The following is a 22,509-nucleotide window of genomic DNA, read 5'->3' on the forward strand; positions in this document are numbered from 1 at the left end:
AAAGGTATAAGTTATCACTTCATTATTCAGTGAGATGCCCCAGAATTAGAGAATATAATTGATTTAGTAAAATGTAAAAATAGTAAGCAGAGTATTTCAAAAAGGAGACACGAATGGAATTTAGAAAAATGTCTTTGGCTGAGTTACGGGAATATGCGAAGGAAAAAGGAATCCGCAATATTTCAACGCTCAAAAAAGCCGAGCTTGCCGAGCTTCTGGAAAATATGGAGAAGATGATGGCAGCGAAGAAAAAAGAAGCAGAACAGAAGAAAGTAGCAGAACGAAAGACACAGGAAATGGCAAAGGTCCGTCCGGATACAAGACAGGCGAATCGTACAAAAAATCCAGCAGAAAATTATCAGGAGCTTCGGAATATCGAACCTGAGGAAGGGGAGACAGAAGCAGAAATCCAGGCATTTGACGGACAGGAATATAATCCGAAGCTGGATAGCGGTTCGGAAGCAAATGGTATTCTGGAGGTTATGACTGAGGGGTATGGATTTATCCGTAGTGCAAATTATCTGCCGGGAGACAGGGATATCTATGTATCACCGGTACAGATCCGGAAATTCTGTTTGAAGAAGGGTGATATCATCGGTGGACCGGTGCGGAACAAGACACAGGGAGAGAAATTCTCAGCGCTTTTGTTTATCCGGCATGTAAATGGCATGCTGCCTTCGGTAGCGGCAAAGCGCAAGCCGTTTGAAGATCTGACCCCGATCTTCCCGAATGAGCGTATCTCACTCGATGAGACAGGTGCTCCGGTAGCAATCCGTATCGTGGATCTGCTTTCTCCGATTGGAAAAGGCCAGAGAGGAATGATCGTATCGCCTCCGAAGGCAGGTAAGACAACCTTATTAAAAGCGATTGCAAAAAGTATCAGCACAAGAAACCGGGACATGCATCTGATCGTGCTTTTGATTGATGAACGTCCGGAGGAAGTGACAGATATCCGCGAATCTATCGAGGGGGAAAATGTCGAAGTTATCTATTCGACGTTTGATGAGCTTCCAGATCACCATAAGCGTGTTTCAGAGATGGTAATCGAGCGTGCAAAGCGGCTGGTAGAGCATGGCAAGGATGTTGTGATTCTGCTTGACAGTATCACAAGACTGGCAAGAGCGTATAATCTTACTGTACCACCAAGTGGAAGAACATTATCCGGTGGTCTGGATCCGGCAGCACTGCATATGCCAAAGCGGTTTTTCGGTGCGGCGCGTAATATGCGGGAGGGCGGAAGTCTGACGATCCTTGCAACAGCACTGGTAGAGACCGGAAGCCGTATGGATGATGTCGTGTTTGAGGAGTTCAAGGGAACTGGTAACATGGAACTGGTGCTTGACCGGAAGTTATCCGAGAAGCGTATCTTCCCAGCTATTGATATTGCAAAGTCCGGTACGAGACGGGATGATCTGCTTCTGACACCGGAGGAGCAGGAGGCAGTCAATATGATTCATAAGGCATTAACCTCTGCAAAATCCGAAGAATTTACAGATGAGATTCTGAAGCTGTTTGCAAGAACAAAGAATAATCGGGAATTCATCGAGATGGTAAAGAAGATTTTGCCTTATGGCAGAAGATAAAAATATATCAGAAAAATGGTATTATTCATAAATAATATTTATAGAAAATATTTATACGAAATATCAAAAAATGCTTGAATTTCTTGATATGGTATGATAAAATCCGTATGTTGTGTAATGAATAGTCTGCTATGTCTAGCACATGGCAGCAAGTATATTTTAAGAGGTGAAAGAAATGAGAGAAGGAATCCATCCAGCGTATTATCAGGCAAAGGTTGTTTGCAACTGTGGTAATGAGTTCGTGACAGGTTCAACTAAGGAAGATATCCATGTTGAAATTTGTTCAAAGTGCCATTCATTCTACACAGGTCAGCAGAAGGCTGCTCAGGCTCGTGGTAGAATCGATAAGTTCAACCGTAAGTACGGCGTTCAGGCATAATACTGAGAAGACATGGAATAGGCTTGTTACGATATGTAGCAAGCCTATTTTCTTATGTATAGGACAGGAGAATTATGAGCAGAATTAATATTGGCGGACAGGCGGTTATGGAAGGCGTGATGATGCGTAACAATAACCGGTATGCGGTAGCGGTCCGCAAACCAGATAAAGAAATAGATGTAAAAGTAAATGCGTGTGCAGGAACGTCGGAACGACCGGCGATCTGTAATATTCCGATTGTGCGTGGTGTATATAATTTTGTACAGTCTCTGGTCATTGGCGTAAAGACACTGATGTATTCGGCGCAGTTCTTCGAAGATGAGGAAGAAGATACACCGATAAAGGAAAAGAAAAAGAAGAAAGAGAAGACGAAGGAACAGGAGGCTCGGGCAGAGAAAGCGGAGATGGCAGGGACAGTTGCATTTTCGATTGTGCTTGCAATCGGACTTTTTATGTTGCTTCCGGCGTGGATTGCATCGTTGCTCGACGATGTGGTAAAAAATCATGTTCTGATTGGGCTCATCGAGGGTGTGATCCGGCTGATTATTTTCCTTGGTTATGTAATCGCAATTTCCCGTATGGAGGAGATTAAACGAACCTATATGTACCATGGTGCGGAGCATAAGACGATCAACTGCTTGGAGCATGGGCATGAACTGACGGTGGAGAATGTCATGCAGGCGTCCCGGTTCCACAAACGATGTGGAACGAGCTTTCTGTTCATTGTTATGATCGTAAGTATTTTAGTGTTTATGTGCATTTCGGTAGATGCGATGTGGCTGCGGTTATTGCTGCGTGTATTGCTTGTTCCGCTGATTGCAGGAATTTCTTATGAATTTATCCGGTTTGCAGGAAACAGTGATTCGTGGATTGCAAATGTTTTGAGTAAGCCGGGACTTTTGATTCAGAGACTGACAACGAAAGAGCCAACCGAGGATATGGTCGAGGTTGCGATTGCTTCGGTGGAGGCGGTTTTGGACTGGCGTGCATATCTGGCAGAGCAGGCAAAGAGTAAGAAATGAGGAAAACTATGACGTGGCAGGCATTGATGAAGGAAGAATTAGAGCGCCTGAGACAGGCAGACATTCCGGAGGCGGACAGTGATATCCGGCTTTTGACGATGGATGTGGCAGGCTGTACATATTCGACACTGATTCTGCGTATGGCAGAGGAAGCAACAGAGGAACAGGCGCGGAAGCTTCGTGCCTATGTCACGGAACGCATGACGCATAAGCCATGCCAGTATATTCTTGGGTCACAGGAATTTATGGGGATGGAGTTTGCAACAGCGCCGGAAGTGCTGATCCCAAGACCGGAGACGGAGCTTCTCGTGGAACAGGCATGCGGAAAACTGGAGAAACTCAGAGAGAAAAAACGGAAACAAACCGGTGACGGAAAGTTGCGTGTGTTAGATATGTGTTGTGGGAGTGGCTGTATCGGAATCAGTGTGTCAAAACTTGTTCCGGCTGTATCGGTTGACCTTGCGGATATTTCGGATGCGGCAATTACTCTTACAAAGAAAAATCGGGAGCGGTTACAGGCAGATTGTACGGTGATACAGACCGATTTATTTGCGCAGATTGAAGAACAATATGATATGATAATATCAAATCCGCCATATATCCGGACGGATGAGATTCCAAAGCTTATGGCAGAGGTGCGTGATTTTGAACCACATCTGGCACTTGACGGAAAAGCGGATGGATTGTATTTTTATGATAAGATAATTCGGGAAGCGAGGGAGTATCTGTATGAAGATGGATATATACTGTTTGAAATCGGACAGGATCAGCTGGACGCTGTTCGGGGATTCCTTGTAGAGAACGGATATGTGGATATAGAGGGAATGAAAGATTATGCGGGACTTGACCGGATCGTGATGGCACGGTATCCTGCACTCGGATAAGAGAAAATACATAATGAGATACCTGATTTGGCTGAAACAGCCAGATAATCCTTGTGGCGTATATAATTGGATAAATGAGATGTTATAGAGGTTTGGCACATAGGAAGGGTATATTGAGATAGAAAAATAGTTGGAGGATAAAAACATGTTTGATAAATTAGAGGACCTGGTAGCCCGTCTGGACGAATTACAAAATGAACTTTCAGATCCGAACGTGGCAAGTAATGCAGAGAGATTTAAGAATTTGATGAAGGAGCAGGCAAACCTGGCTCCAATCGTAGAGAAATATCAGGAATACAAGGAAGCCAAGCAGACGATTGAGGACAGCATATCCATGCTGGAAGGTGAAAGTGATGAAGAAATGCGCGAGATGCTGAAGGAAGAACTTTCTTCCGCAAAACAGCAGGTTGAGCAGTGCGAAAATGAGCTTAAAATCCTTCTCCTGCCAAAAGACCCGAACGATGAGCGAAATGTTATCCTGGAGATCCGTGCAGGTGCCGGTGGTGATGAGGCAGCACTTTTTGCAGCAGAGCTTTACCGTATGTATGTGCATTATGCGGAGAGCCGCCATTGGAAGGTTGAACTCATGGAAGCCGAAGAAATTGGTATCGGTGGTATGAAATCAGTAACCGCAATGGTAACTGGAAATGGTGCGTATTCCGTATTGAAATATGAGAGTGGAGTCCATCGTGTGCAGCGTGTACCGGAGACAGAGAGTGGCGGACGAATCCATACAAGTACCGCCAGTGTAGCAGTACTTCCGGAGGCGGAGGAAGTGGATGAGATTGATATCCCGGATAAGGATATCCGTATCGATGTCATGCGTGCGTCCGGTAATGGGGGACAGTGTGTCAATACGACCGATTCTGCGGTGCGTCTGACCCATATTCCAACCGGAATCGTGATCTACAGCCAGACAGAGAAATCACAGCTTCAGAATAAGGCAAAGGCGTTTGCCCTGCTTCGTACAAAGCTGTTGGATATCGAAATGCAGAAGCGTCATGATGCGGAAGCAGATCTGCGTAAGAGCCAGGTTGGTACGGGTGACCGTTCCGAGAAGATCCGTACTTACAATTTCCCACAGGGACGTGTAACCGATCACCGGATCGGACTGACATTATACAAATTGGACAAGATTATGAATGGAGATATTCAAGAGATTATCGATGCATGTATCGCCGCGGACCAGGCAGCGAAGCTTGCCAAGATGAATGAAGAGTAATCGCCCAATGTGATGAAGTCACATTTTAGGATGGCAGTTACGACCTGACACAGCATCCGCAGGATGGTGTGTCCATATCCGTATAAATATGAATGGAGGAATAAAATTATGCAGTTAGAAACATTACAGAAAGACATGATTGCCGCTATGAAGGCAAGAGATAAGGCAAGAAAGGATTCCATCTCTTCTCTGATTTCCGCAGTGAAGAAGGTAGCCATCGACGAGGGCTGCCGCGATGACATCAAGGAAGAACTGGTAGATCGTGTAATCTTAAAGGAGTTAAAGACAGCAAAAGAGCAGATCGATACCTGCCCGGCAGAGCGTACAGACCTGCTTGCAGAGTATCAGGCACGTTACGATGTCATTAACGAGTATGCGCCATCTTTGATGAGCGAGGATGAGGTAAAGGCATTTCTGACAGAGAAATGTGCAGATGTGATCGCTACAAAGAACAAGGGAATGATCATGAAGACGGTTATGCCACAGTTAAAGGGCAAGGCAGACGGCAAGGTGATCAATGCGGTTGTAGCAGAACTTTGTAAGTAAAAGAAAGTAATATTGTGCAGGAACTTTATCATATGTTTGAATGATGGATATGAAAGAAGATGACATATGAACAGTTCCACGCGCATCAGGCAGGGTGCAGCAGGCATCCTGCTTTTCGTAATAGGGATTTTGATGAGTCTTGTGTTACACAGACCGGCACCGGAGCATCTGCGGGAATTTTCGATGGAACGGCTGCTTCGGACATCGCTGCTTCCGGTTGGACAGACGATGTATATCTGGGGCGGCGGCTGGAATCAGGAGGATGCAGGGGCTGGCAGGGAGGCTGTCACACTTGGCGTATCAAAGCGATGGGCGGAATATGCCGCAAGACAGACAGAAACATATGATTTTGACAAGACCAGATATCAAAGTCACGATGGGTTGGATTGCTCCGGTTATGTTGGCTGGCTTTTGTACAATGTATTTCATACCCGAAACGGAGAGACCGGATATGTGACCGGAGCGTCGAAGATGGCACGTGCCTGTGCGGCACGCGGTTGGGGGTATCTGGTGCAGGGAAACTATAAACCGGGCGATATATGCAGTATGGAAGGGCATGTCTGGATGAGCCTGGGAAGCTGCGCGGATGGGAGTGTGCTTTTGGTACATGCAAGTCCGCCGGGTGTGCGTATCTGTGGGACATATCTGAATGATGGCACAAAAAGTGAGGCGGTGAAGCTTGCCGAACAGGTGATGCAGAGGCAGTATCCGGCGTGGTACTCGAGATATCCGGAGTGCGGAGTCGGGTATTTCTATCTGGAGGATTCTGTCAGTATGCGGTGGTATACGGAAGATGAGACAGATCCGTACCATTTGCAGGAGATGCAGGCAGAGGATGTGGTTCATTTCTTATATCCGGATATGTAAGAAGTATATGGAAGCGAAAGAAGAGGAGCTATGGGAGTCATTTACAAAAATGTCAATTATGATTATTGTGCCATGTTGATTATATCCATACTGATTATAACAACGATTCTCAGACGAATGATCAAGGGAAAAGTGAACCGTTCCTTTTTGGAAGTGTTGGTTGTGGCATGGCTTACAATTTTGTTTGATATCTGGGCGGTGCATCTGGATAATCTGGGTGTGCAGCAGGTGTTTACCAAATATGTGGCGCATATGGGATACCTGGTGCTGCATAGCTTAGAAATGCCATTTTATATTACATATGTGGTAGCAATGACAGATACCTGGCATTTGTTCAAGGCGAAACGGCTGCTTGCCTTTTTGTCATCGTTTCCGGTGCTTGTGATAACCGGACTGATTCTGACGAGTCCGGCAACAAAATGGATTTTTTATATCAACGCACAGTATGAATATACGCGAGGTAAATATTTTACGCTGTTATATGTATGTGCAGTGATTTATTTGATTTACGGATTGGTTTATCTTGGAATACATCGGAAGATGTTCCGGCGAAGATATCTCGTTTCTCTGGGGATTGTCTTTGTGGCGGAAATTGCCGGTGTCGCTATACAGTATTTTTATCCGACGTCATTGGTAGAGATGCTTTGTATGTCGATTGGTCTGTTGTTTATTTCGCTGATGCTGCAGCGTCCGGAAGAGCGGTTGGATGTAGTGACAGGCTTAAATAAAATTACAGCGTATATGGATGATATGCGGCAGGCGTTCAGGACGAGAAAGCCATTACATATCATTATGGTCAACATTACAAACTATGCATCCTTGCTCGAATTACTTGGATATGGGAAATGCATGCAGGTGATGGCAGGGATTTCGGAATATATGATGCGCCTGGATAAAGAGAAGAAATTAAAGGCTGCAATGTATTATCTGGGACAAGGAAAATTCCGATATGTGCTGGAAGATACTCTGTCTGACCATGTCCCGGATATAGCGGAAGAAATAAATCGTACTTTGAAAGCCTGTTTTGTGATCAACCAGATGTCGGTCAATTTTATTGCCAATATTTGTATTGCGGATTGCCCGGAAGATGTCTCGGATGTGGATACGCTGATGGCGTTTGGAGATACATTACAGACACTCCCTGTTACCGGCAATATCATGGTGGCTTCAGAATTGATGAAACAATTGCATTTTGATATGATGCACGATATGGATGCGATTATTGAATCTGCGTTGTCAAATGAACGGTTCGAGGTATATTACCAGCCGATTTATTCTGTGAAGGAGAAAAAGTTCCATTCTGCGGAAGCTTTGATCCGGCTAAAGGATGAAAAGTATGGTTTTATCTCACCGGAGGTATTTATACCGGTAGCGGAGAAGAGTGGAGCAATCCACAAAATTGGTGATTTTGTGCTTGAACAGGTATGTGCATTTATTGCAAGCGACGAATATAAGAAGCTTGGAATGTCCTATATCGAAGTGAATTTGTCTGTGGTACAGTGTATGCAGCCGAAGCTGGCCGATCATATTATGGGGATTTTGAATCGGTATGGTGTACGACCGGAACAGCTGAATCTGGAGATTACAGAGACAGCGGCGTCTATTTCTCAGCAGGTGTTAGAAGATAATATCGAAGATCTGACCAACATGGGAATAAAATTTTCTTTGGATGATTTTGGAACCGGATATTCGAATATGCAGCGTATCGTAAAATTACCATTTGATATTATTAAATTAGACCGGACATTTACGGAGTTATATGATAATCCGAAGCTTGGGATTGTGCTGACGAATGCAATTAATATGATTAAGGCAATGAAGATGAAGATTGTGGTAGAAGGGGTGGAGACAGCGGAAATGCTGGAGCTCTTCTCAGATCTTGAATGTGAATATATTCAGGGATATTACTTCTCGAAGCCGATTCCGCGGGAAAAATTCGTAAAATTTATCCAGGCATCCTTATAAGGGAATGCCTGGATTTTCCTTTTTCTATATTATTTCGTTTTTCTGAGTTCGTTAATGCGTTCTTTGATCGATTCAAATTCTGCCTTATGCTTGTAGGATACAGAACCCGGGTTACGACGCAGGATGCGGGTAGCATGCTTGCGCATCTTCTGTGAGCGGTGTTCAACACGATCTTTGGCTGCCTGGAGCCGGTTCTGGAATTCTTCGGTGAGTTCTTCTTTACTCTTGTTAAATTCCAATCCTTTCTCTTTCAGATAATCCTGGAACTTTGCCTTGTCGTCCTCCGCAAAGGCATGTATCACATCAAGACGTTTCTGCAGACGCTGGACTTCCTCGTTTTCAAGGATGATCTTCTTCAAATCGAATGCTTCCTGTGCAGATGTAATCATATCCCAGATAAAATAGACTGCAAATACGATATCGATGACCATCAGAGGTACAGCAGGAAGGGATAAAACAAGTTTTTCAATCGGGGTATGCACAAGCCCGGTCAGAAGCAGTGCACAGACGCCCCATGTGAGAGAACAGCCAAGACAGATATAACCGTGCAGGTTACAGAAGTCGTAGGTGTAATCCCAGTATTTGACATGGAAGATCTGTTCCATGGCCCATCCGGTAAAGTACTCAAGCAGGGTGGCACCAAGCATACCGAACAGGAAAATTAAAAAATAGTTATTGCGGACAGGAATGGTGGAGATCAGAATGATCACAGCACCAAATCCGTAAATCGGAAGAAACGGACCATGCAGGAATCCGCGATTGACCCATTTCCTGTGTTCCCATGAAACATATAAGCTTTCACCGATCCAGCCGATGAGACAGTAGATGATGAAAAAGGCAATCCATTGCCAGAGATTATAAGCGAACATAATATCCTCCTTTGTGTTTGCGTATAAAGATAACATGAGTATAACATTTGTTGTTTGCAAAGAAAATATACATTTTCAAAGATATATATGGAACAATTCAAATAATTGAAATGTTGCTGCAGGCATCATAGTGAATTGCTCCAGGCATTGCTGAGCCGTTTAATCACGACCGGGATATCGTCCATGTCAAGTCCGGAATAATTGATGATTGCGGTGTGATCGTACCGGCTTATATCGGATTTGAAATCAAAGCTGTAATAATCGGAGACGAATGCGAGTGTGATATCGTGTGTCTGAGCCATCGCCTGTAATTCCTGATCACTTTTTTGGCTGTCAATATGCAGCAGAAAATGCAGCCCTGCATTTTCCTGGCTGATTGTGATCCTATCAGCAAGCGGACTTTGCTTAAAACCTGCAATCAACTCATCGCGCAGACTGCGATAGTGGTTCCGCATACGATTGATATGTTTCTCAAAATATTGATCCCGTATAAAAGCTGCAAGTGTATACTGCTCGAAATTCGATACCGTACAGGCATAAAAGCCAAGCTTGTTGTAATACAGGTGCAGCAACGACTTGGGAAGAACCATGTAGCTGATACGTATCGTGGAGGCAAGGCTTTTGGTAAAGGTGTTAAAATAGATAACCTTGTCTGTTGTATCCATCGAGAATAGGGATGGGATCGGCTTTCCCTGTAGACGGAATTCGCTGTCGAAATCATCTTCGATAATATAGCGGGAATTCGATTCGTTTGCCCATTGCAAAAGTCCGTATCTTCGGCTCACAGAAGTTACAATACCGGTTGGGAAATGGTGGGATGGAGATATCTGGATGATGTCGGGAATCGTCAGATTCCGGGCATCTAATTGAATCCCCTCCTCGTCCATCTCGAGCGGTGCAACCTTCACACCAAGCGCCTCATAGATGCTGCGGATCTTCTTGGAACTCGGATTTTCCAGTCCGTAGACAAGGTCCCGTCCAAGCAGCTGCACGATCAGGCCATACAGGTATTCTGTTCCGGCACCGATCATGATCTGTTCCGGGGATGCGTTGATGCCACGGAATTCGTGCAGATGTCTGGCAATGGCTGTACGTAATTTTGGTACACCGCCTGCAGGTGGGGGCACTAACAGATCCGGACTTTGCTCACTTAAAATCTGACGAGTCAGCTTCGCCCAGATAGAAAAAGGAAAATTCTCCGGAGCTGTATGATTGGAAATCAGGTTGATGGAATTGTCATGGACGTAAGTTTTTTTTGCTTCAATAAGGTCAGATTCACTGTTTGTAGAAACAATCTGACTTTGTATCGGGGAAACGAAGAATCCACTTTTGGGTTTGGAATAGATGTATCCTTCTGCCATAAGCTGCCCATACGTGTTTTCAACCGTGACAATACTGATGCCGTGATTGCTTGCAAATGCACGTTTGGATGGCAGCTTTTCATTTGGGGATAAAACACCGTTTATAATGTCAGTTTTCATGCAGTTATAAAGGTATTCATACAGGCTTTGACCGTCGCGTTTATCGAAAGAGTAGGTTAACATGATAAGCTCCTTTTTCTGTATTCTGGCATTGTAAGTTGAAAATGCCGCTATTTTATATAGAATTGGATGTTTTCTTTTAAAAAGTATAAACTATATTTATATTTTTGTAAATCTGACATTTTTAGATATTTTACAATTGGAGATTTACACAAGGTCAAAGTGACTATATAGTTAGAGAAAATAAAAAAGAGGTGTTTAATATGACAGATAAAAAGGTTTTGACAATTCAGGATATTTCATGTATGGGACAGTGTTCCCTTACAGTCGCACTTCCAATCATTTCGGCATGTGGCGTAGAGACTATCATACTGCCTTCGGCTGTGCTGTCCACACATACAGGCGGATTTACCGGGTATACATTCCGTGATCTGACGGAGGATATCCCTGGCATTATGGATCACTGGGAAAAAGAAAAAATCAGCTTTGACTGCCTGTACACCGGATATCTCGGTAGTATCACGCAGATCGAATATGTGTATGATCTGAAAAAGCGTGTTGTGAAGGAAGACGGACTTCTGATCGTGGATCCGGCGATGGCGGATAACGGAAGCCTGTACTATGGATTTGATGATGCGTTTGTTGCACAGATGGCAAAACTCTGCGGCAGTGCGGATATTATCCTTCCGAATATCACAGAGGCGGCATTTATGACCGGCTGTGAACTGCGGTTAGAAGGACAGGATGAAGCGTATGTACAGATGATTTTAGAGGCTCTTGCGAAGCTTGGCTGCAAGAAGATTGTTTTAAAAGGCATCAGCTTCGAAGATGATAAAATCGGAGTTGTCGTATATGACTGCGCAGAGAAAAAAGCAGAATATTATTTCACAGAGAAGGTGCCAAAGAGCTCACATGGAACCGGCGATTGTTATGCGGCAGCTTTTACAGGTGCGATGATGCAGGGAAAGACGATTTCCGAAGCTGCAAAGATGGCTGCTGATTTCGTTGTGGACAGCATTAAGAAAACAGACGACGGACACTGGTATGGCGTATGCTTTGAGCGTGCATTGCCGATGCTTGTGACAGAATTGAACAAATAAATGCTTATTACTTATATCTGAATCCCCAAGGAAGGATTGCATTGGTTTTGACCGTGCAATCCTTTATTCTTTGTTGCCGATTCCGGTTATTTTGTATATAATATGGATATCTATGAAATAAGGAGGCATATATGAATATATTGATTGCCCTTGGCATACCTTTTATAGGAACAACACTTGGCGCGGCAATGGTATTTTTTATGAAAGAAAAGATCGCTCCGAAGCTTGAGAAAGCGTTGCTTGGCTTTGCGTCCGGCGTGATGATCGCTGCATCGGTCTGGTCGCTTCTGATTCCTTCAATTGATATGACGGAGACACAGGGCGGCATCGCGTGGGTGCCAGCAACGGTCGGCTTTTTGTTTGGTATCGCATTTTTATTGTTATTGGATACCCTGATTCCGCATCTGCACTTAAACAGTGATAAGCCGGAGGGTGTACATACGAAGATCAGTAAGACACTGATGATGCTGTTTGCAATCACGCTACACAATATACCGGAAGGCATGGCGGTCGGTGTCACGATTGCCGGTGCGCTTGCAGGCAATGCGGGAATTACGATTACGGGTGCATTTGCCCTGTCGCTTGGTATTGCGATTCAGAATTTCCCGGAAGGTGCGATTGTCTCTATGCCGTTAAAGGGCGAGGGAATGGGAAAGCCGAAAGCATTCTTGTGTGGCATGGCATCCGGTGCAGTGGAGCCGGTGTTTGGATTTCTGACGATCCTGCTTGCAGCACAGATGACACGGATCCTTCCGTATTTTCTGTCTTTTGCGGCCGGTGCGATGATCTATGTCGTTGTGGAGGAACTGATTCCGGAAGCACAGGCAGGCGAGCACACGAATATTGGAACGATCGGGACAGCGATTGGCTTTGCGCTGATGATGGTGCTTGATGTAGCGCTTGGATGATGATAGAAAGAGGATAAATAACCGTTCACAAAATACATCCGCGCGGTATCACATCATGTGTCGTGTGGATGTACGCATTATATGGCTTGTGCAAAGTTTGAAAGGAGTAGATATATAAGATGAAAGTATTGATGTTAAACGGAAGTTCCCATATCAACGGAACGACGATGGCAGCTTTGAACGAGGTAGGAAAGGCACTCGAGGAAGATGGAATAGAATATGAAATCTTTCAGATCGGCGGTGGACCGGTCGCAGACTGCCTTGGTTGCGGGCAGTGTACAGAGAATGGCTGTATCTTCTCGGATGATGCGGTAAATGCGTTTGTCGCAAAAGCAAAGGAAGCAGATGGATATATATTCGGTACACCGGTTTACTATGCACATCCAAGTGGGCGGATCCAGTCGTTCTTAGACCGTGTCTTTTATAGTAGTGGCAGGTGTTTTGCCCACAAGCCGGGAGCTTCGGTCGCAGTTGCAAGACGTGGTGGTACAGCGACAACGTTTGATGTGCTTAATAAATATTTCGGTATCACGCAGATGATTACCGTCGGATCGACCTATTGGAATCAGGTGCATGGAAGATGTGCCGAGGATGCGGCGAAGGATCTCGAGGGCATGCAGACGATGCGTAATCTCGGACACAATATGGCGTGGGTATTAAAATGCTTAGAGGTCGGTAAGGAGAAGGGAATTGTGCCGCCGGTGGCAGACCGCTCAAACCAGACGAATTTCATACGGTAGTTATAGAATACAAACAGATAGTTGGAAAAACAATGTGTGATAGAGGATATTGGCAAGATACACAGTAAGGAGGAGCATATGACGATAGAACAACAGGCAGGATTTGTAAAGCTGGCAGGTCCAAAGTTGGCAGGAACAACCGGAGAGCTCCGGGACCAGGCACTTTTGGCGGTTGCGAAAGCATTGACAGATAATAAAGATGCAATCTTTGAAGCAAACAGACAGGATATGGAACAGGCGGAGGCAGATGGAATTGCGGCCCCTGTTTTAAAACGCCTCAGATTCGACGAGGGTAAGCTGCGTGATGTCATAAACGGCATCCATGATCTGGTGCAGATGCCGGATCCGCTGTTTCAGACGAAGCTTGCGAGAGAGCTGGATGAGGGACTTACTCTGTATCGCGAGACCTGTCCGATCGGTGTGATCGGCGTCATCTTCGAGGCGAGACCTGACGCACTCGTGCAGATATCGGCGCTCTGCATCAAGAGTGGAAACTGTGTGATCTTAAAGGGCGGCAGCGAAGCAGCTAAGAGCAACAAAATCTTATTTGATACGATCTATGCGGCGGTACGGAAAGCAGGACTCCCTGAGCACTGCATGTTACAGCTTGAAGCAAGAAGTGAGATTAACGAACTGCTTACCTGTCAGGAGTCGGTGGATCTTCTGATTCCGCGCGGTTCCAATGCATTTGTACAGTATATTATGAGCCATACAAATATCCCGGTTATGGGGCATGCGGACGGAATATGCCATATCTATGTGGATAAGGATGCGGATATCGAGAAGGCGATTCCAATCATCTTAGATGCGAAGACACAGTATGTCAGTGCCTGCAACACCGTAGAGACATTGCTCGTACACAAGGATATCGCGAATAATCTGGTTCCGAAGCTGGCACAGGCACTGAAAGAAAAGCACGTCGAGCTTCGCGGAACGAAGGAGATTCAGGCGCTTGTAGATTGTGTACCTGCGACGGAGAAGGACGATGATACCGAGTACCTTGATTATATTCTCTCTGCGAAGATTGTGGAATCGGTGGATGAGGCAATCGACCATATCAACCGGCATGGTTCCCATCACACAGACAGCATCGTAACGGAGAACAAGGAGACTGCGCTGCATTTCATGCGCATGGTTGATTCTGCCGGGGTATACCAGAACTGTTCTACAAGGTTTGCAGATGGCTATCGCTATGGATTTGGTGCAGAGGTCGGCATCAGTACAAGTAAATTACATGCGAGAGGTCCGGTCGGATTAGAGGGGCTGCTCAGCTACAAATATAAACTGTTTGGCGATGGACATATTGTCGATGATTATGCACAGGGAAGGAAGAAGTTCCATTTTGTTGATCTGCCTTGATGCTATGAGGATGAGGAAAGGCGTGCGGTTCAAAAACGAATCATGACATACGAAAGGGGATACGGGATATGGAAAAAATGATCGCATCAATCACGAAACCACAGGATGCGGAGCTTGGGAAAAGACTGGCCGTGGCGAGAGAGAAGCTTGCAGCACTGCAGATCAAGGTGAAAGAAGCGAAGCTTCCGGTACTTGTTTTGTTTGAAGGCTTTGGCGCTGCCGGAAAGGGGAGTATGTTAAGCCGGATCATAAAGAGTATGGATCCGCGGTTTTTCCATGTCGAGACGATGGATCAGCCGGAGCCGACGGAGCTTCGGAAACCATTTTTATACCGGTATTTCAAGCGGATTCCGGAGAATGGACAGTTCACGTTCATGGACGGCGGCTGGATGGAAGAAATCGTGAGAGACCGTGTGCATGAACAGCTGGATGATGACGCTTTTGAGAAGAAGATCCGCAGTATCAAGCGGTTTGAACGGACACTCTCGGACAATGGCTACACGATTCTGAAATTCTTTTTCTATATCGATGAGAAAGAGCAGAGGAAGCGGATGGAAGAACTGCTTGCCGATGAGAACACGGCGTGGCGTGTCTCCGAGGAAGACTTGTGGCAGAACAAAAAGTACAAGAAATGTTCAGACGCCTATCAGGCGTATATGGAGCAGACAAACCAGTCGTATGCACCGTGGTATGCAGTCGATGCCAAGAGCAAAAAATGGGCAGAGCTGCAGATCTTAGAGCGCATCAACCAGAATATTGAGACTGCACTTGCAAATGCCGGACATGCGGTTCCAATCCTGCAGAATGTGTTCCCATTAGAGCCGATTCCGAAGCTTGCAGAGGTTAATTTGAATAAGTCACTTTCAGAGGAAGAGTATCAGGAAAAGCTCGAAAAGCTGCAAAAGCGGTTGTCGGAACTGCACAATGTGTTATATCGTGAGAAGATTCCGGTTATTATCTCTTATGAGGGCTGGGATGCCGCCGGAAAGGGTGGTAATATCAAGCGGATTGCTGCGGCTCTTGATGCGCGCGGCTATGAGGTTCACCCGATTGCAAGCCCGGAGCCACACGAGAAAAACCGGCATTTCCTGTGGCGCTTCTGGACCAGACTGCCGAAGAGCGGACACGTTGCAATCTTTGACCGTACCTGGTATGGACGTGTGATGGTAGAACGTCTGGAGGGCTTCTGTTCGGAAAATGACTGGCAGCGGGCATACAACGAGATCAATGAGTTTGAGAAAGAACTTAATGACTGGGGCGCTGTTATTGTGAAGTTCTGGGTGCAGATCGACAAGGATACCCAGTTAGAGCGGTTTACACTTCGCCAGAATACCCCGGAGAAACGCTGGAAGATCACCGATGAAGACTGGAGAAACCGGGAGAAGTGGGATGCGTATGAGGAGGCGGTCGATGAGATGCTGCAAAAGACCAATACGACGTATGCGCCCTGGCATATTCTGGAATCCAATGATAAAAAATATGCGCGCATAAAAGCGTTGGAGATTGTGATTCAGGCGATGGAAGAGCAGATCAAGAAAAAGAAAAATTCATAAAATATTAAAATCAAAATGCAGGGGTATTTCGGATACAAACGCCTCTGCCGGAGGAAACCATGTTAAGTATAGTTGAAATTTTAAAGGTTGTTTTTTTAGGAATTGTAGAAGGAGTCACAGAATGGCTTCCAATCAGCAGCACCGGGCATATGCTTCTGGTGGATGAGTTCATCCAGATTCAGGCATCCAAAGAGTTCAAGGAGATGTTTTTTGTTGTCATCCAGCTTGGCGCAATTTTGGCAGTTATCCTGTTATTCTGGAAAAAAATGTGGCCATTCCAGATGAAAGACAAGACAAAACCGGTCTGTGTGAAGGAGACATTTTCCCTGTGGTTTAAGGTAATTGTTGCCTGCATACCGGGCGCTATCGTGACACTGCTGTTTGATGATTATATCACAGCACATTTTGAGACGCCGTATGTGATCGCAGGTGCCTTGATCTTTTACGGTATCGTCTTTATCATCGTGGAACGCTGGAACAAGACACGGACGCCGAAGGTGGAGAAGCTGGAAGATATCACATACAAGACTGCGTTTTTGATCGGTCTTTTCCAAGTGTTATCCATCGTACCAGGTACATCCCGCTCCGGTTCGACGATTATAGGTGCACTCCTGATTGGGGTATCCCGTGTAGCAGCTGCTGAGTTTACATTCTTCTTAGCAGTTCCGGTTATGTTTGGATATTCCCTTTTGAAGGTAATCAAGATGAGTGTGGCAATCACAAGCTCGGAGCTTGTAATCCTGATTGTCGGCTGTGCCGTTGCGTTTGCTGTTTCACTTGTAGTGATCAAGTTCCTGATGAGCTATATCAAGAAGCATGATTTCCAGGTGTTCGGCGTGTATCGTATTATCCTTGGCATCGCCGTGATTGCATATTTTGCGCTTGCTGCATAATTAATAAAACTGCTTATTATATTATATGTCACCACGCGCTAGCGTGATGACCTGCGCACGCATCAGCGTGCTTCATTATATCATAAGGAGGACATACACATGACAAATAATATTGATCAACTGATTGATAAAATGACATTGGAGGAGAAGGCACATCTGGTCAATGGTGCAACCTTCTTCGGAAGCTATGGGATTGACCGTCTCGGCGTACCACGGATGCAGCTGTTAGATGGCGCTACCGGCATGAATCTGGAGCAGGTATTTGGAGATATGACCGAGTATGAGGATTGGTCGAATGCCGAGGAACGTAAGCAGATAGACGCAGATACAAGCAAGCCGGTTAATATAATCGGAAGTACAAGACTTGTGCATGTGATTGAACATTATTTTGAGCCGGAGAAGCTCTCTGCGGATGAGAAGATCTTGTATGGCTGGATCAAGAAGTATATGGATGCGCGTCTGCAGGGAAAGGATTATGCACCGGGTTGTTATCCGCCGGGCATCCTGCTTGGTTGTACGTGGAATCCGGATGTAATCCGCAAGGTTGGAGAGGCACTTGGCTTAGAGAGTTGTGTCTATGGTGTGCATTTCCTGCTTGGACCAAATGTCAACATCCTGCGGGATCCTAGAAACGGACGTCTCTTCGAGGGATACTCCGAAGATCCGTGTGTCGTATCGAAGCTTGCACCGGAGATTGTGAAGGGAATCCAGAGCTATGGTGTCTCTGCGACGGTGAAGCATTATGCGGCGAACAGTCAGGAGACAAACAGGGTAGGTATTGATGAGACGATCTCGAAGCGCGCACTGGAAGAGATTTATCTCCCAGGGTTCCGTGCGTGCGTGAAAGAGGGCGGTACAAAGTCTATTATGAATGCGTATAACCGCATCAACGGTGTGCGGTGTACAGAGAATGAATGGCTGTTGGACGAGAAGCTGCGCAAGGATTTTGGGTTTGAAGGTATGGTGATGTCGGACTGGGGTGCTGTCTTGGATCCTGTAAAGGCGCTTGCCGGTGGGACGGATCTTGCGATGCCAGGTCCTGGGGAAGCACAGACAATCTGTGATGCTGTGAAAGATGGTACACTTGAAGAAGAAAAACTTAATCAGGCGTGTGCACGTGTGCTTGCTGCAATCAACTGGATCACTGAGAATTATAAGAAGGAAGAAGTGGACAAGCTTCCGGTTGAGGCGATTATAAAGCAGACGGACGAGGCGGCATACGAGGCAGCATGCGAGGGAATCGTATTGCTTAAAAATGAAGCATGTCCTCTTGCAGAGCATACAAAAATCGCACTGCTTGGCAGCGGACATGCACAGATGCTGGAGTGTGGTTCCGGTTCTGCAGGCATTGATACAAGCCGTCATGGTGACGTAGCGGCGGAATTTGCAAGGTATTTTGATGTGGTTGATGAGTCACAGGCAGAGTATGCGGTTGTGATCGGCATAGTGCCTGGCATGGAAGGAAATGACCGCAAGACGCTTGCACTTGCAGATAAAGATCTGGAAGTGTTAAAACGATTGGAGCAGGCGGGTAAGAATGTAATCTTAGTATTAAATACATGCGGTCCGATCGATATGCGTGAGATTGATACAGACAATGTAAAGGCTGTCTTTGCAACGTTCCTTCCGGGTATGGCAGGTGCAAAGGCACTTTCTGATATGATTGCGGGACGGGTGAATCCATCCGGCAAACTGACGATTACATTCCCGGAGAGAATCGAAGATATGCCAACATACATGAATTTCCCGGGAGATGGGTATCATGTATCCTATGGTGAGGGTATTTACGTCGGTTACCGGTATTATGATAAGAAGAAGCTTCGTCCGCGGTATCCGTTTGGATATGGATTGTCGTATACGACATTTGACTGCAGACTGATCGATGCAGTGGTTGACGGGGATATGATCAAGGTTCATACAAGTGTGGAGAATACCGGTAAGGTGGCAGGCAGCGAGGTTGTACAGATATATATCCATGATCCGTACAGTACACTTTCGAAGCCGGAGAAGGAGCTGAAGGCTTTTGAGAAGGTAATGCTTGCACCGGGAGAAAAGAAGAATGTGACCTTCACAATTGCAAGAAGCAGCCTTGCGTCGTACGACATGGATCTCGGACAGTTTACGGTGGAGGAAGGCTATTATGACATTCTGGCTGCAACCTCTTCGGCAGCAGAGGATGTATTCGGACAGACACGCGTCTATCTTGATGTGAAGTCCCCATATAGCTACAGCGTGGATACACAGCTCAAGGTTATCTGCGAGGATGATGCACTGCTTGAAGCGGCGGACAGCGCGTGGGCAGCCGAAGGCTGGGATATCGGATTGATCCGGAACAATTATCAGTATTCCCCTCAGAAGTCCCTGCGCGAGATCCTGGTTTATCTCGACGCACAACTTCGGACAGAGGAGAAGGTGGCACATTTCATTGCCGCATTTGAAGAGAAAGTAAGAACTATAAAGAAAAAATAATTTGCATGTAATTGCGAAAATAAAGGAGGCAGCCAATATGGCAGTGCTTGCACAGTTAGAACCGAAAGCAGTCTTTCATTATTTTGAGGAAATCTGCGGAATTCCGCATGGATCTTCCGACACACAGGCAATCAGTGATTATCTGGTTTCATTTGCAAAGAAACGGAAGCTCTATGTGAGACAGGATACACTTGGAAATGTCATCATCAAAAAGCCGGCGTCATGTGGTTATGAAGATGCGCCGGTTGTGATGATCCAGGGACATATGGATATGGTCTGCGAGAAGACGGACGATAAGGAGATTGATTTCCATACGCAGGGACTGGATCTGGTGCTTGATGGGAATGTGATCTGTGCCGACCGGACAACCCTTGGCGGCGACGATGGAATTGCGGTTGCATTTGCACTGGCAATCTTAGATGCCACGGATATTCCACATCCGGCGCTCGAAGTTGTGATTACGGTGGATGAAGAAATCGGTATGCTTGGCGCGGCAGGGATTACAACCGAGGATCTGCAGGCATCTTATATGCTGAATCTTGATTCGGAGGATGAGGGACAGCTGCTGGTCGGCTGTGCCGGAGGAATGACGGCGGTCTGCCATATGCCGGTTTGCCGGGAGACCTGCGACTTGAAACACCCGGTCAGCATGCAGCTTATTGTGGATGGTCTGCTCGGTGGACATTCCGGTATGGAGATCATCAAGCAGCGTGCAAATGCGAACAAGACGCTTGGCAGAGCACTAAAAACAATACGGACAGTGGCAGATATCCGGATTTTGTCGATTGACGGCGGAAAGAAGGACAACGCGATTCCACGTGCGGCACAGGCAGTGCTTGCTGTGGAGGCAGAAGCAAAGGATGCTGTGAAGCAGGCAGTGCAGACGCTGCAGGAGACAATCAGACATGAATATGAGGTAAGTGATCCGGAAGTGACATTGAAGATGACAGAATGCACAGAAGCGGTGACGCAGGTAATGAACCGTGCGAGCGGGGATGCAATCATTGATGCACTTTTTCTGCTTCCAAACGGTGTGCAGAAGATGAGTGATGCGATGCCGGGACTGGTGCAGACCTCGTTGAACCTTGGGATTCTTACGACGAAGGAAGATGAAGTACAGATGGGCTTTTCGGTGCGGAGTAGTGTCGGCAGTGAGAAGAATCTGCTTGCTTTACAGATAAGGACACTGTGTGAACGTCTGGGCGGGCAGTACACCGAGAGTGGAACATATCCGGCATGGGAGTATAAGCAGGATTCGAAACTGCGCGATCTGATGGTTGCTGTCTATGAGGAGCTGTACGGCGAGAAGCCGAAGCTGGATGTGATCCATGCAGGTGTGGAATGTGGTCTGTTTATGGATAAGATGAAAGATCTGGACTGTGTATCATACGGACCGCAGATGTATGACATTCACACGCCGAACGAGCAATTACATGTTGACAGCGTGCAGAGAACGTGGGAATATACACTTGAAATCTTGAAGCGACTGAAATAGTTTGGAGGAACGAGACTTATGGGAAACTGGGAAACAAATATACGAAAGGTTGTGCCGTATGTACCGGGCGAACAGCCGAAGGAACAGGACATTATCAAGCTGAATACAAATGAAAATCCATATCCGCCGGCACCGGAGGTATTAAATAAGCAGGTGGAATTAGCCAATCTGCGTCTGTATCCGGATCCGGCAGCAACGAAATTAGTTGAGGCGATTGCACAGTATCACGGTGTGGATAAAAAGCAGGTGTTCGTCGGTGTCGGAAGCGACGATGTACTAGCCATGTCATTTATGACATTTTTCAATTCGGGAAAGCCAGTCTTCTTCCCGGATATTACATATTCGTTCTATGATGTCTGGGCAGATATGCTCCGGATTCCGTATGAGAGAAAACCGCTTGATGAGAAATTTCGTATTCAGGCATCTGATTATTACGGCGAAAATGGTGGCGTTGTATTCCCAAATCCGAATGCACCAACCGGAATTGCAGAACCAGTCGAGTTTGTCCGTGACATCGTCAGCCATAACCCGGATGTAATCGTGATCGTGGATGAGGCGTATGTGGATTTCGGTGGACAGACAGCATTGCCGCTTCTTGATGAGTTTGACAATCTGCTCGTTGTCCGTACTTTCTCAAAATCTCGTTCGATGGCAGGACTCCGTATCGGATATGCAATCGGAAATGAGAAGCTGATCGGTTACTTAAACGATGTCAAATATTCCTATAATTCCTATACGATGGATCTGACAAGCATCGAGCTTGGAACCTGCTCAATCAAAGCGGATGACTATTTCAAGGAGATGGTCAAGAAGGTTATCAATACGAGAACATGGTTTGTAAAGGAAATCGAGGCACTTGGATTTACCGTGCTTCCGTCAAGCGCGAACTTTGTGTTTGCAACACACAAGTCGGTTCCGGCAAAAGAAATATTTGAGAAGGCTAGAGAAAATAAGATATTTGTACGGTATTTTGCCAAACCGCGGATTGATAATTATCTGCGTATCAGCATCGGAACCGATGAAGAAATGCAATTATTTGTTGCATTTTTAAAAACTTTGCTGTAAGTGGTTGTGCTTTTGTAAAAAAGAAAATATAATAGGGGATGTCATCATTCAGACATGTCCGGTCTGAATTTTCCTACGCGAATTATTTAGAATAAAAGGAGTTTTAAAT

General features: G+C 45.9%; 19 protein-coding genes. 17 read left to right on the plus strand and 2 right to left on the minus strand.

Features of this window, described 5'->3' with window-relative positions:
* Positions 1-113 precede the first annotated feature (113 nt).
* From rho to ACZQK9_RS00950, 8 genes are all read left to right on the plus strand, one after another.
* Complete coding sequence (rho, locus tag ACZQK9_RS00915; protein ID WP_178016534.1) at positions 114-1,583, plus strand: transcription termination factor Rho; 1,470 nt, start codon at positions 114-116, stop codon at positions 1,581-1,583.
* A 175-nt stretch (positions 1,584-1,758) separates the two neighbouring features.
* A complete protein-coding gene (gene rpmE / locus ACZQK9_RS00920; protein WP_021984262.1) occupies positions 1,759-1,962 on the plus strand; it encodes a 50S ribosomal protein L31 in 204 nt (67 codons plus the stop codon).
* 74 nt (positions 1,963-2,036) lie between these two features.
* Positions 2,037-2,984, plus strand: coding sequence for a DUF1385 domain-containing protein (locus ACZQK9_RS00925; protein WP_178016535.1), 948 nt, complete (start codon positions 2,037-2,039; stop codon positions 2,982-2,984).
* A gap of 8 nt (positions 2,985-2,992) precedes the next feature.
* On the plus strand, positions 2,993-3,868 hold the full coding sequence (gene prmC / locus ACZQK9_RS00930; protein WP_483269334.1) for a peptide chain release factor N(5)-glutamine methyltransferase: 876 nt from the start codon (positions 2,993-2,995) through the stop codon (positions 3,866-3,868).
* Positions 3,869-4,013: 145 nt separating this feature from the next.
* Positions 4,014-5,090, plus strand: a complete 1,077-nt coding sequence (gene prfA / locus ACZQK9_RS00935) for a peptide chain release factor 1 (RefSeq protein ID WP_216506952.1) — start codon at positions 4,014-4,016, stop codon at positions 5,088-5,090.
* Between the two features lie 108 nt (positions 5,091-5,198).
* The gene (locus ACZQK9_RS00940; protein ID WP_021984266.1) at positions 5,199-5,636 is read left to right on the plus strand and encodes a GatB/YqeY domain-containing protein; all 438 of its coding nucleotides are present in this window, start codon (positions 5,199-5,201) and stop codon (positions 5,634-5,636) included.
* A 66-nt stretch (positions 5,637-5,702) separates the two neighbouring features.
* Entirely contained in the window at positions 5,703-6,503 is an 801-nt protein-coding gene (locus tag ACZQK9_RS00945; protein ID WP_483269335.1) for a hypothetical protein, read from the plus strand.
* A gap of 30 nt (positions 6,504-6,533) precedes the next feature.
* Entirely contained in the window at positions 6,534-8,468 is a 1,935-nt protein-coding gene (locus tag ACZQK9_RS00950) for an EAL domain-containing protein (RefSeq protein ID WP_483269336.1), read from the plus strand.
* Positions 8,469-8,497: 29 nt separating this feature from the next.
* Here ACZQK9_RS00950 and ACZQK9_RS00955 read toward each other — a convergent pair whose 3' ends face one another.
* Entirely contained in the window at positions 8,498-9,337 is an 840-nt protein-coding gene (locus ACZQK9_RS00955; protein WP_178016541.1) for a putative ABC transporter permease, read from the minus strand.
* A 125-nt stretch (positions 9,338-9,462) separates the two neighbouring features.
* Positions 9,463-10,881, minus strand: a complete 1,419-nt coding sequence (gene pdxR, locus ACZQK9_RS00960) for a MocR-like pyridoxine biosynthesis transcription factor PdxR (RefSeq protein WP_483269337.1) — start codon at positions 10,879-10,881, stop codon at positions 9,463-9,465.
* A gap of 200 nt (positions 10,882-11,081) precedes the next feature.
* Here pdxR and ACZQK9_RS00965 point away from each other — a divergent pair, with 200 nt between their 5' ends.
* From ACZQK9_RS00965 to hisC, 9 genes are all read left to right on the plus strand, one after another.
* Positions 11,082-11,918 carry a pyridoxamine kinase gene (locus ACZQK9_RS00965; RefSeq protein ID WP_216506945.1) on the plus strand — a complete coding sequence of 279 codons (837 nt, stop codon included), beginning with the start codon at positions 11,082-11,084 and terminating at the stop codon, positions 11,916-11,918.
* Between the two features lie 131 nt (positions 11,919-12,049).
* Complete coding sequence (locus ACZQK9_RS00970; RefSeq protein ID WP_483269338.1) at positions 12,050-12,826, plus strand: ZIP family metal transporter; 777 nt, start codon at positions 12,050-12,052, stop codon at positions 12,824-12,826.
* A gap of 119 nt (positions 12,827-12,945) precedes the next feature.
* On the plus strand, positions 12,946-13,566 hold the full coding sequence (locus tag ACZQK9_RS00975; protein ID WP_178016545.1) for a flavodoxin family protein: 621 nt from the start codon (positions 12,946-12,948) through the stop codon (positions 13,564-13,566).
* A gap of 78 nt (positions 13,567-13,644) precedes the next feature.
* On the plus strand, positions 13,645-14,925 hold the full coding sequence (locus ACZQK9_RS00980) for a glutamate-5-semialdehyde dehydrogenase (protein WP_178016546.1): 1,281 nt from the start codon (positions 13,645-13,647) through the stop codon (positions 14,923-14,925).
* A gap of 68 nt (positions 14,926-14,993) precedes the next feature.
* Complete coding sequence (gene pap / locus ACZQK9_RS00985) at positions 14,994-16,478, plus strand: polyphosphate:AMP phosphotransferase (RefSeq protein WP_483269339.1); 1,485 nt, start codon at positions 14,994-14,996, stop codon at positions 16,476-16,478.
* A gap of 59 nt (positions 16,479-16,537) precedes the next feature.
* Complete coding sequence (locus tag ACZQK9_RS00990) at positions 16,538-17,371, plus strand: undecaprenyl-diphosphate phosphatase (RefSeq protein WP_118373666.1); 834 nt, start codon at positions 16,538-16,540, stop codon at positions 17,369-17,371.
* A 99-nt stretch (positions 17,372-17,470) separates the two neighbouring features.
* Complete coding sequence (locus ACZQK9_RS00995) at positions 17,471-19,840, plus strand: glycoside hydrolase family 3 N-terminal domain-containing protein (RefSeq protein WP_483269340.1); 2,370 nt, start codon at positions 17,471-17,473, stop codon at positions 19,838-19,840.
* A gap of 37 nt (positions 19,841-19,877) precedes the next feature.
* A complete protein-coding gene (locus ACZQK9_RS01000; protein ID WP_178016549.1) occupies positions 19,878-21,335 on the plus strand; it encodes an aminoacyl-histidine dipeptidase in 1,458 nt (485 codons plus the stop codon).
* An 18-nt stretch (positions 21,336-21,353) separates the two neighbouring features.
* Positions 21,354-22,400: a histidinol-phosphate transaminase gene (gene hisC / locus ACZQK9_RS01005; RefSeq protein WP_216506934.1), complete on the plus strand. Its 1,047-nt coding sequence runs from the start codon at positions 21,354-21,356 to the stop codon at positions 22,398-22,400.
* Positions 22,401-22,509 lie beyond the last annotated feature (109 nt).

The organism is Wujia sp. (assembly GCF_056872695.1).

Coding starts and splice junctions, on each gene's coding strand:
- rho (WP_178016534.1), top strand. CDS start 114: ATGGAATTTAGAAAAATGTCTTTGGCTGAGTTACGGGAATATGCGAAG.
- rpmE (WP_021984262.1), top strand. CDS start 1,759: ATGAGAGAAGGAATCCATCCAGCGTATTATCAGGCAAAGGTTGTTTGC.
- ACZQK9_RS00925 (WP_178016535.1), top strand. CDS start 2,037: ATGAGCAGAATTAATATTGGCGGACAGGCGGTTATGGAAGGCGTGATG.
- prmC (WP_483269334.1), top strand. CDS start 2,993: ATGACGTGGCAGGCATTGATGAAGGAAGAATTAGAGCGCCTGAGACAG.
- prfA (WP_216506952.1), top strand. CDS start 4,014: ATGTTTGATAAATTAGAGGACCTGGTAGCCCGTCTGGACGAATTACAA.
- ACZQK9_RS00940 (WP_021984266.1), top strand. CDS start 5,199: ATGCAGTTAGAAACATTACAGAAAGACATGATTGCCGCTATGAAGGCA.
- ACZQK9_RS00945 (WP_483269335.1), top strand. CDS start 5,703: ATGAACAGTTCCACGCGCATCAGGCAGGGTGCAGCAGGCATCCTGCTT.
- ACZQK9_RS00950 (WP_483269336.1), top strand. CDS start 6,534: ATGGGAGTCATTTACAAAAATGTCAATTATGATTATTGTGCCATGTTG.
- ACZQK9_RS00955 (WP_178016541.1), bottom strand. CDS start 9,337: ATGTTCGCTTATAATCTCTGGCAATGGATTGCCTTTTTCATCATCTAC.
- pdxR (WP_483269337.1), bottom strand. CDS start 10,881: ATGTTAACCTACTCTTTCGATAAACGCGACGGTCAAAGCCTGTATGAA.
- ACZQK9_RS00965 (WP_216506945.1), top strand. CDS start 11,082: ATGACAGATAAAAAGGTTTTGACAATTCAGGATATTTCATGTATGGGA.
- ACZQK9_RS00970 (WP_483269338.1), top strand. CDS start 12,050: ATGAATATATTGATTGCCCTTGGCATACCTTTTATAGGAACAACACTT.
- ACZQK9_RS00975 (WP_178016545.1), top strand. CDS start 12,946: ATGAAAGTATTGATGTTAAACGGAAGTTCCCATATCAACGGAACGACG.
- ACZQK9_RS00980 (WP_178016546.1), top strand. CDS start 13,645: ATGACGATAGAACAACAGGCAGGATTTGTAAAGCTGGCAGGTCCAAAG.
- pap (WP_483269339.1), top strand. CDS start 14,994: ATGGAAAAAATGATCGCATCAATCACGAAACCACAGGATGCGGAGCTT.
- ACZQK9_RS00990 (WP_118373666.1), top strand. CDS start 16,538: ATGTTAAGTATAGTTGAAATTTTAAAGGTTGTTTTTTTAGGAATTGTA.
- ACZQK9_RS00995 (WP_483269340.1), top strand. CDS start 17,471: ATGACAAATAATATTGATCAACTGATTGATAAAATGACATTGGAGGAG.
- ACZQK9_RS01000 (WP_178016549.1), top strand. CDS start 19,878: ATGGCAGTGCTTGCACAGTTAGAACCGAAAGCAGTCTTTCATTATTTT.
- hisC (WP_216506934.1), top strand. CDS start 21,354: ATGGGAAACTGGGAAACAAATATACGAAAGGTTGTGCCGTATGTACCG.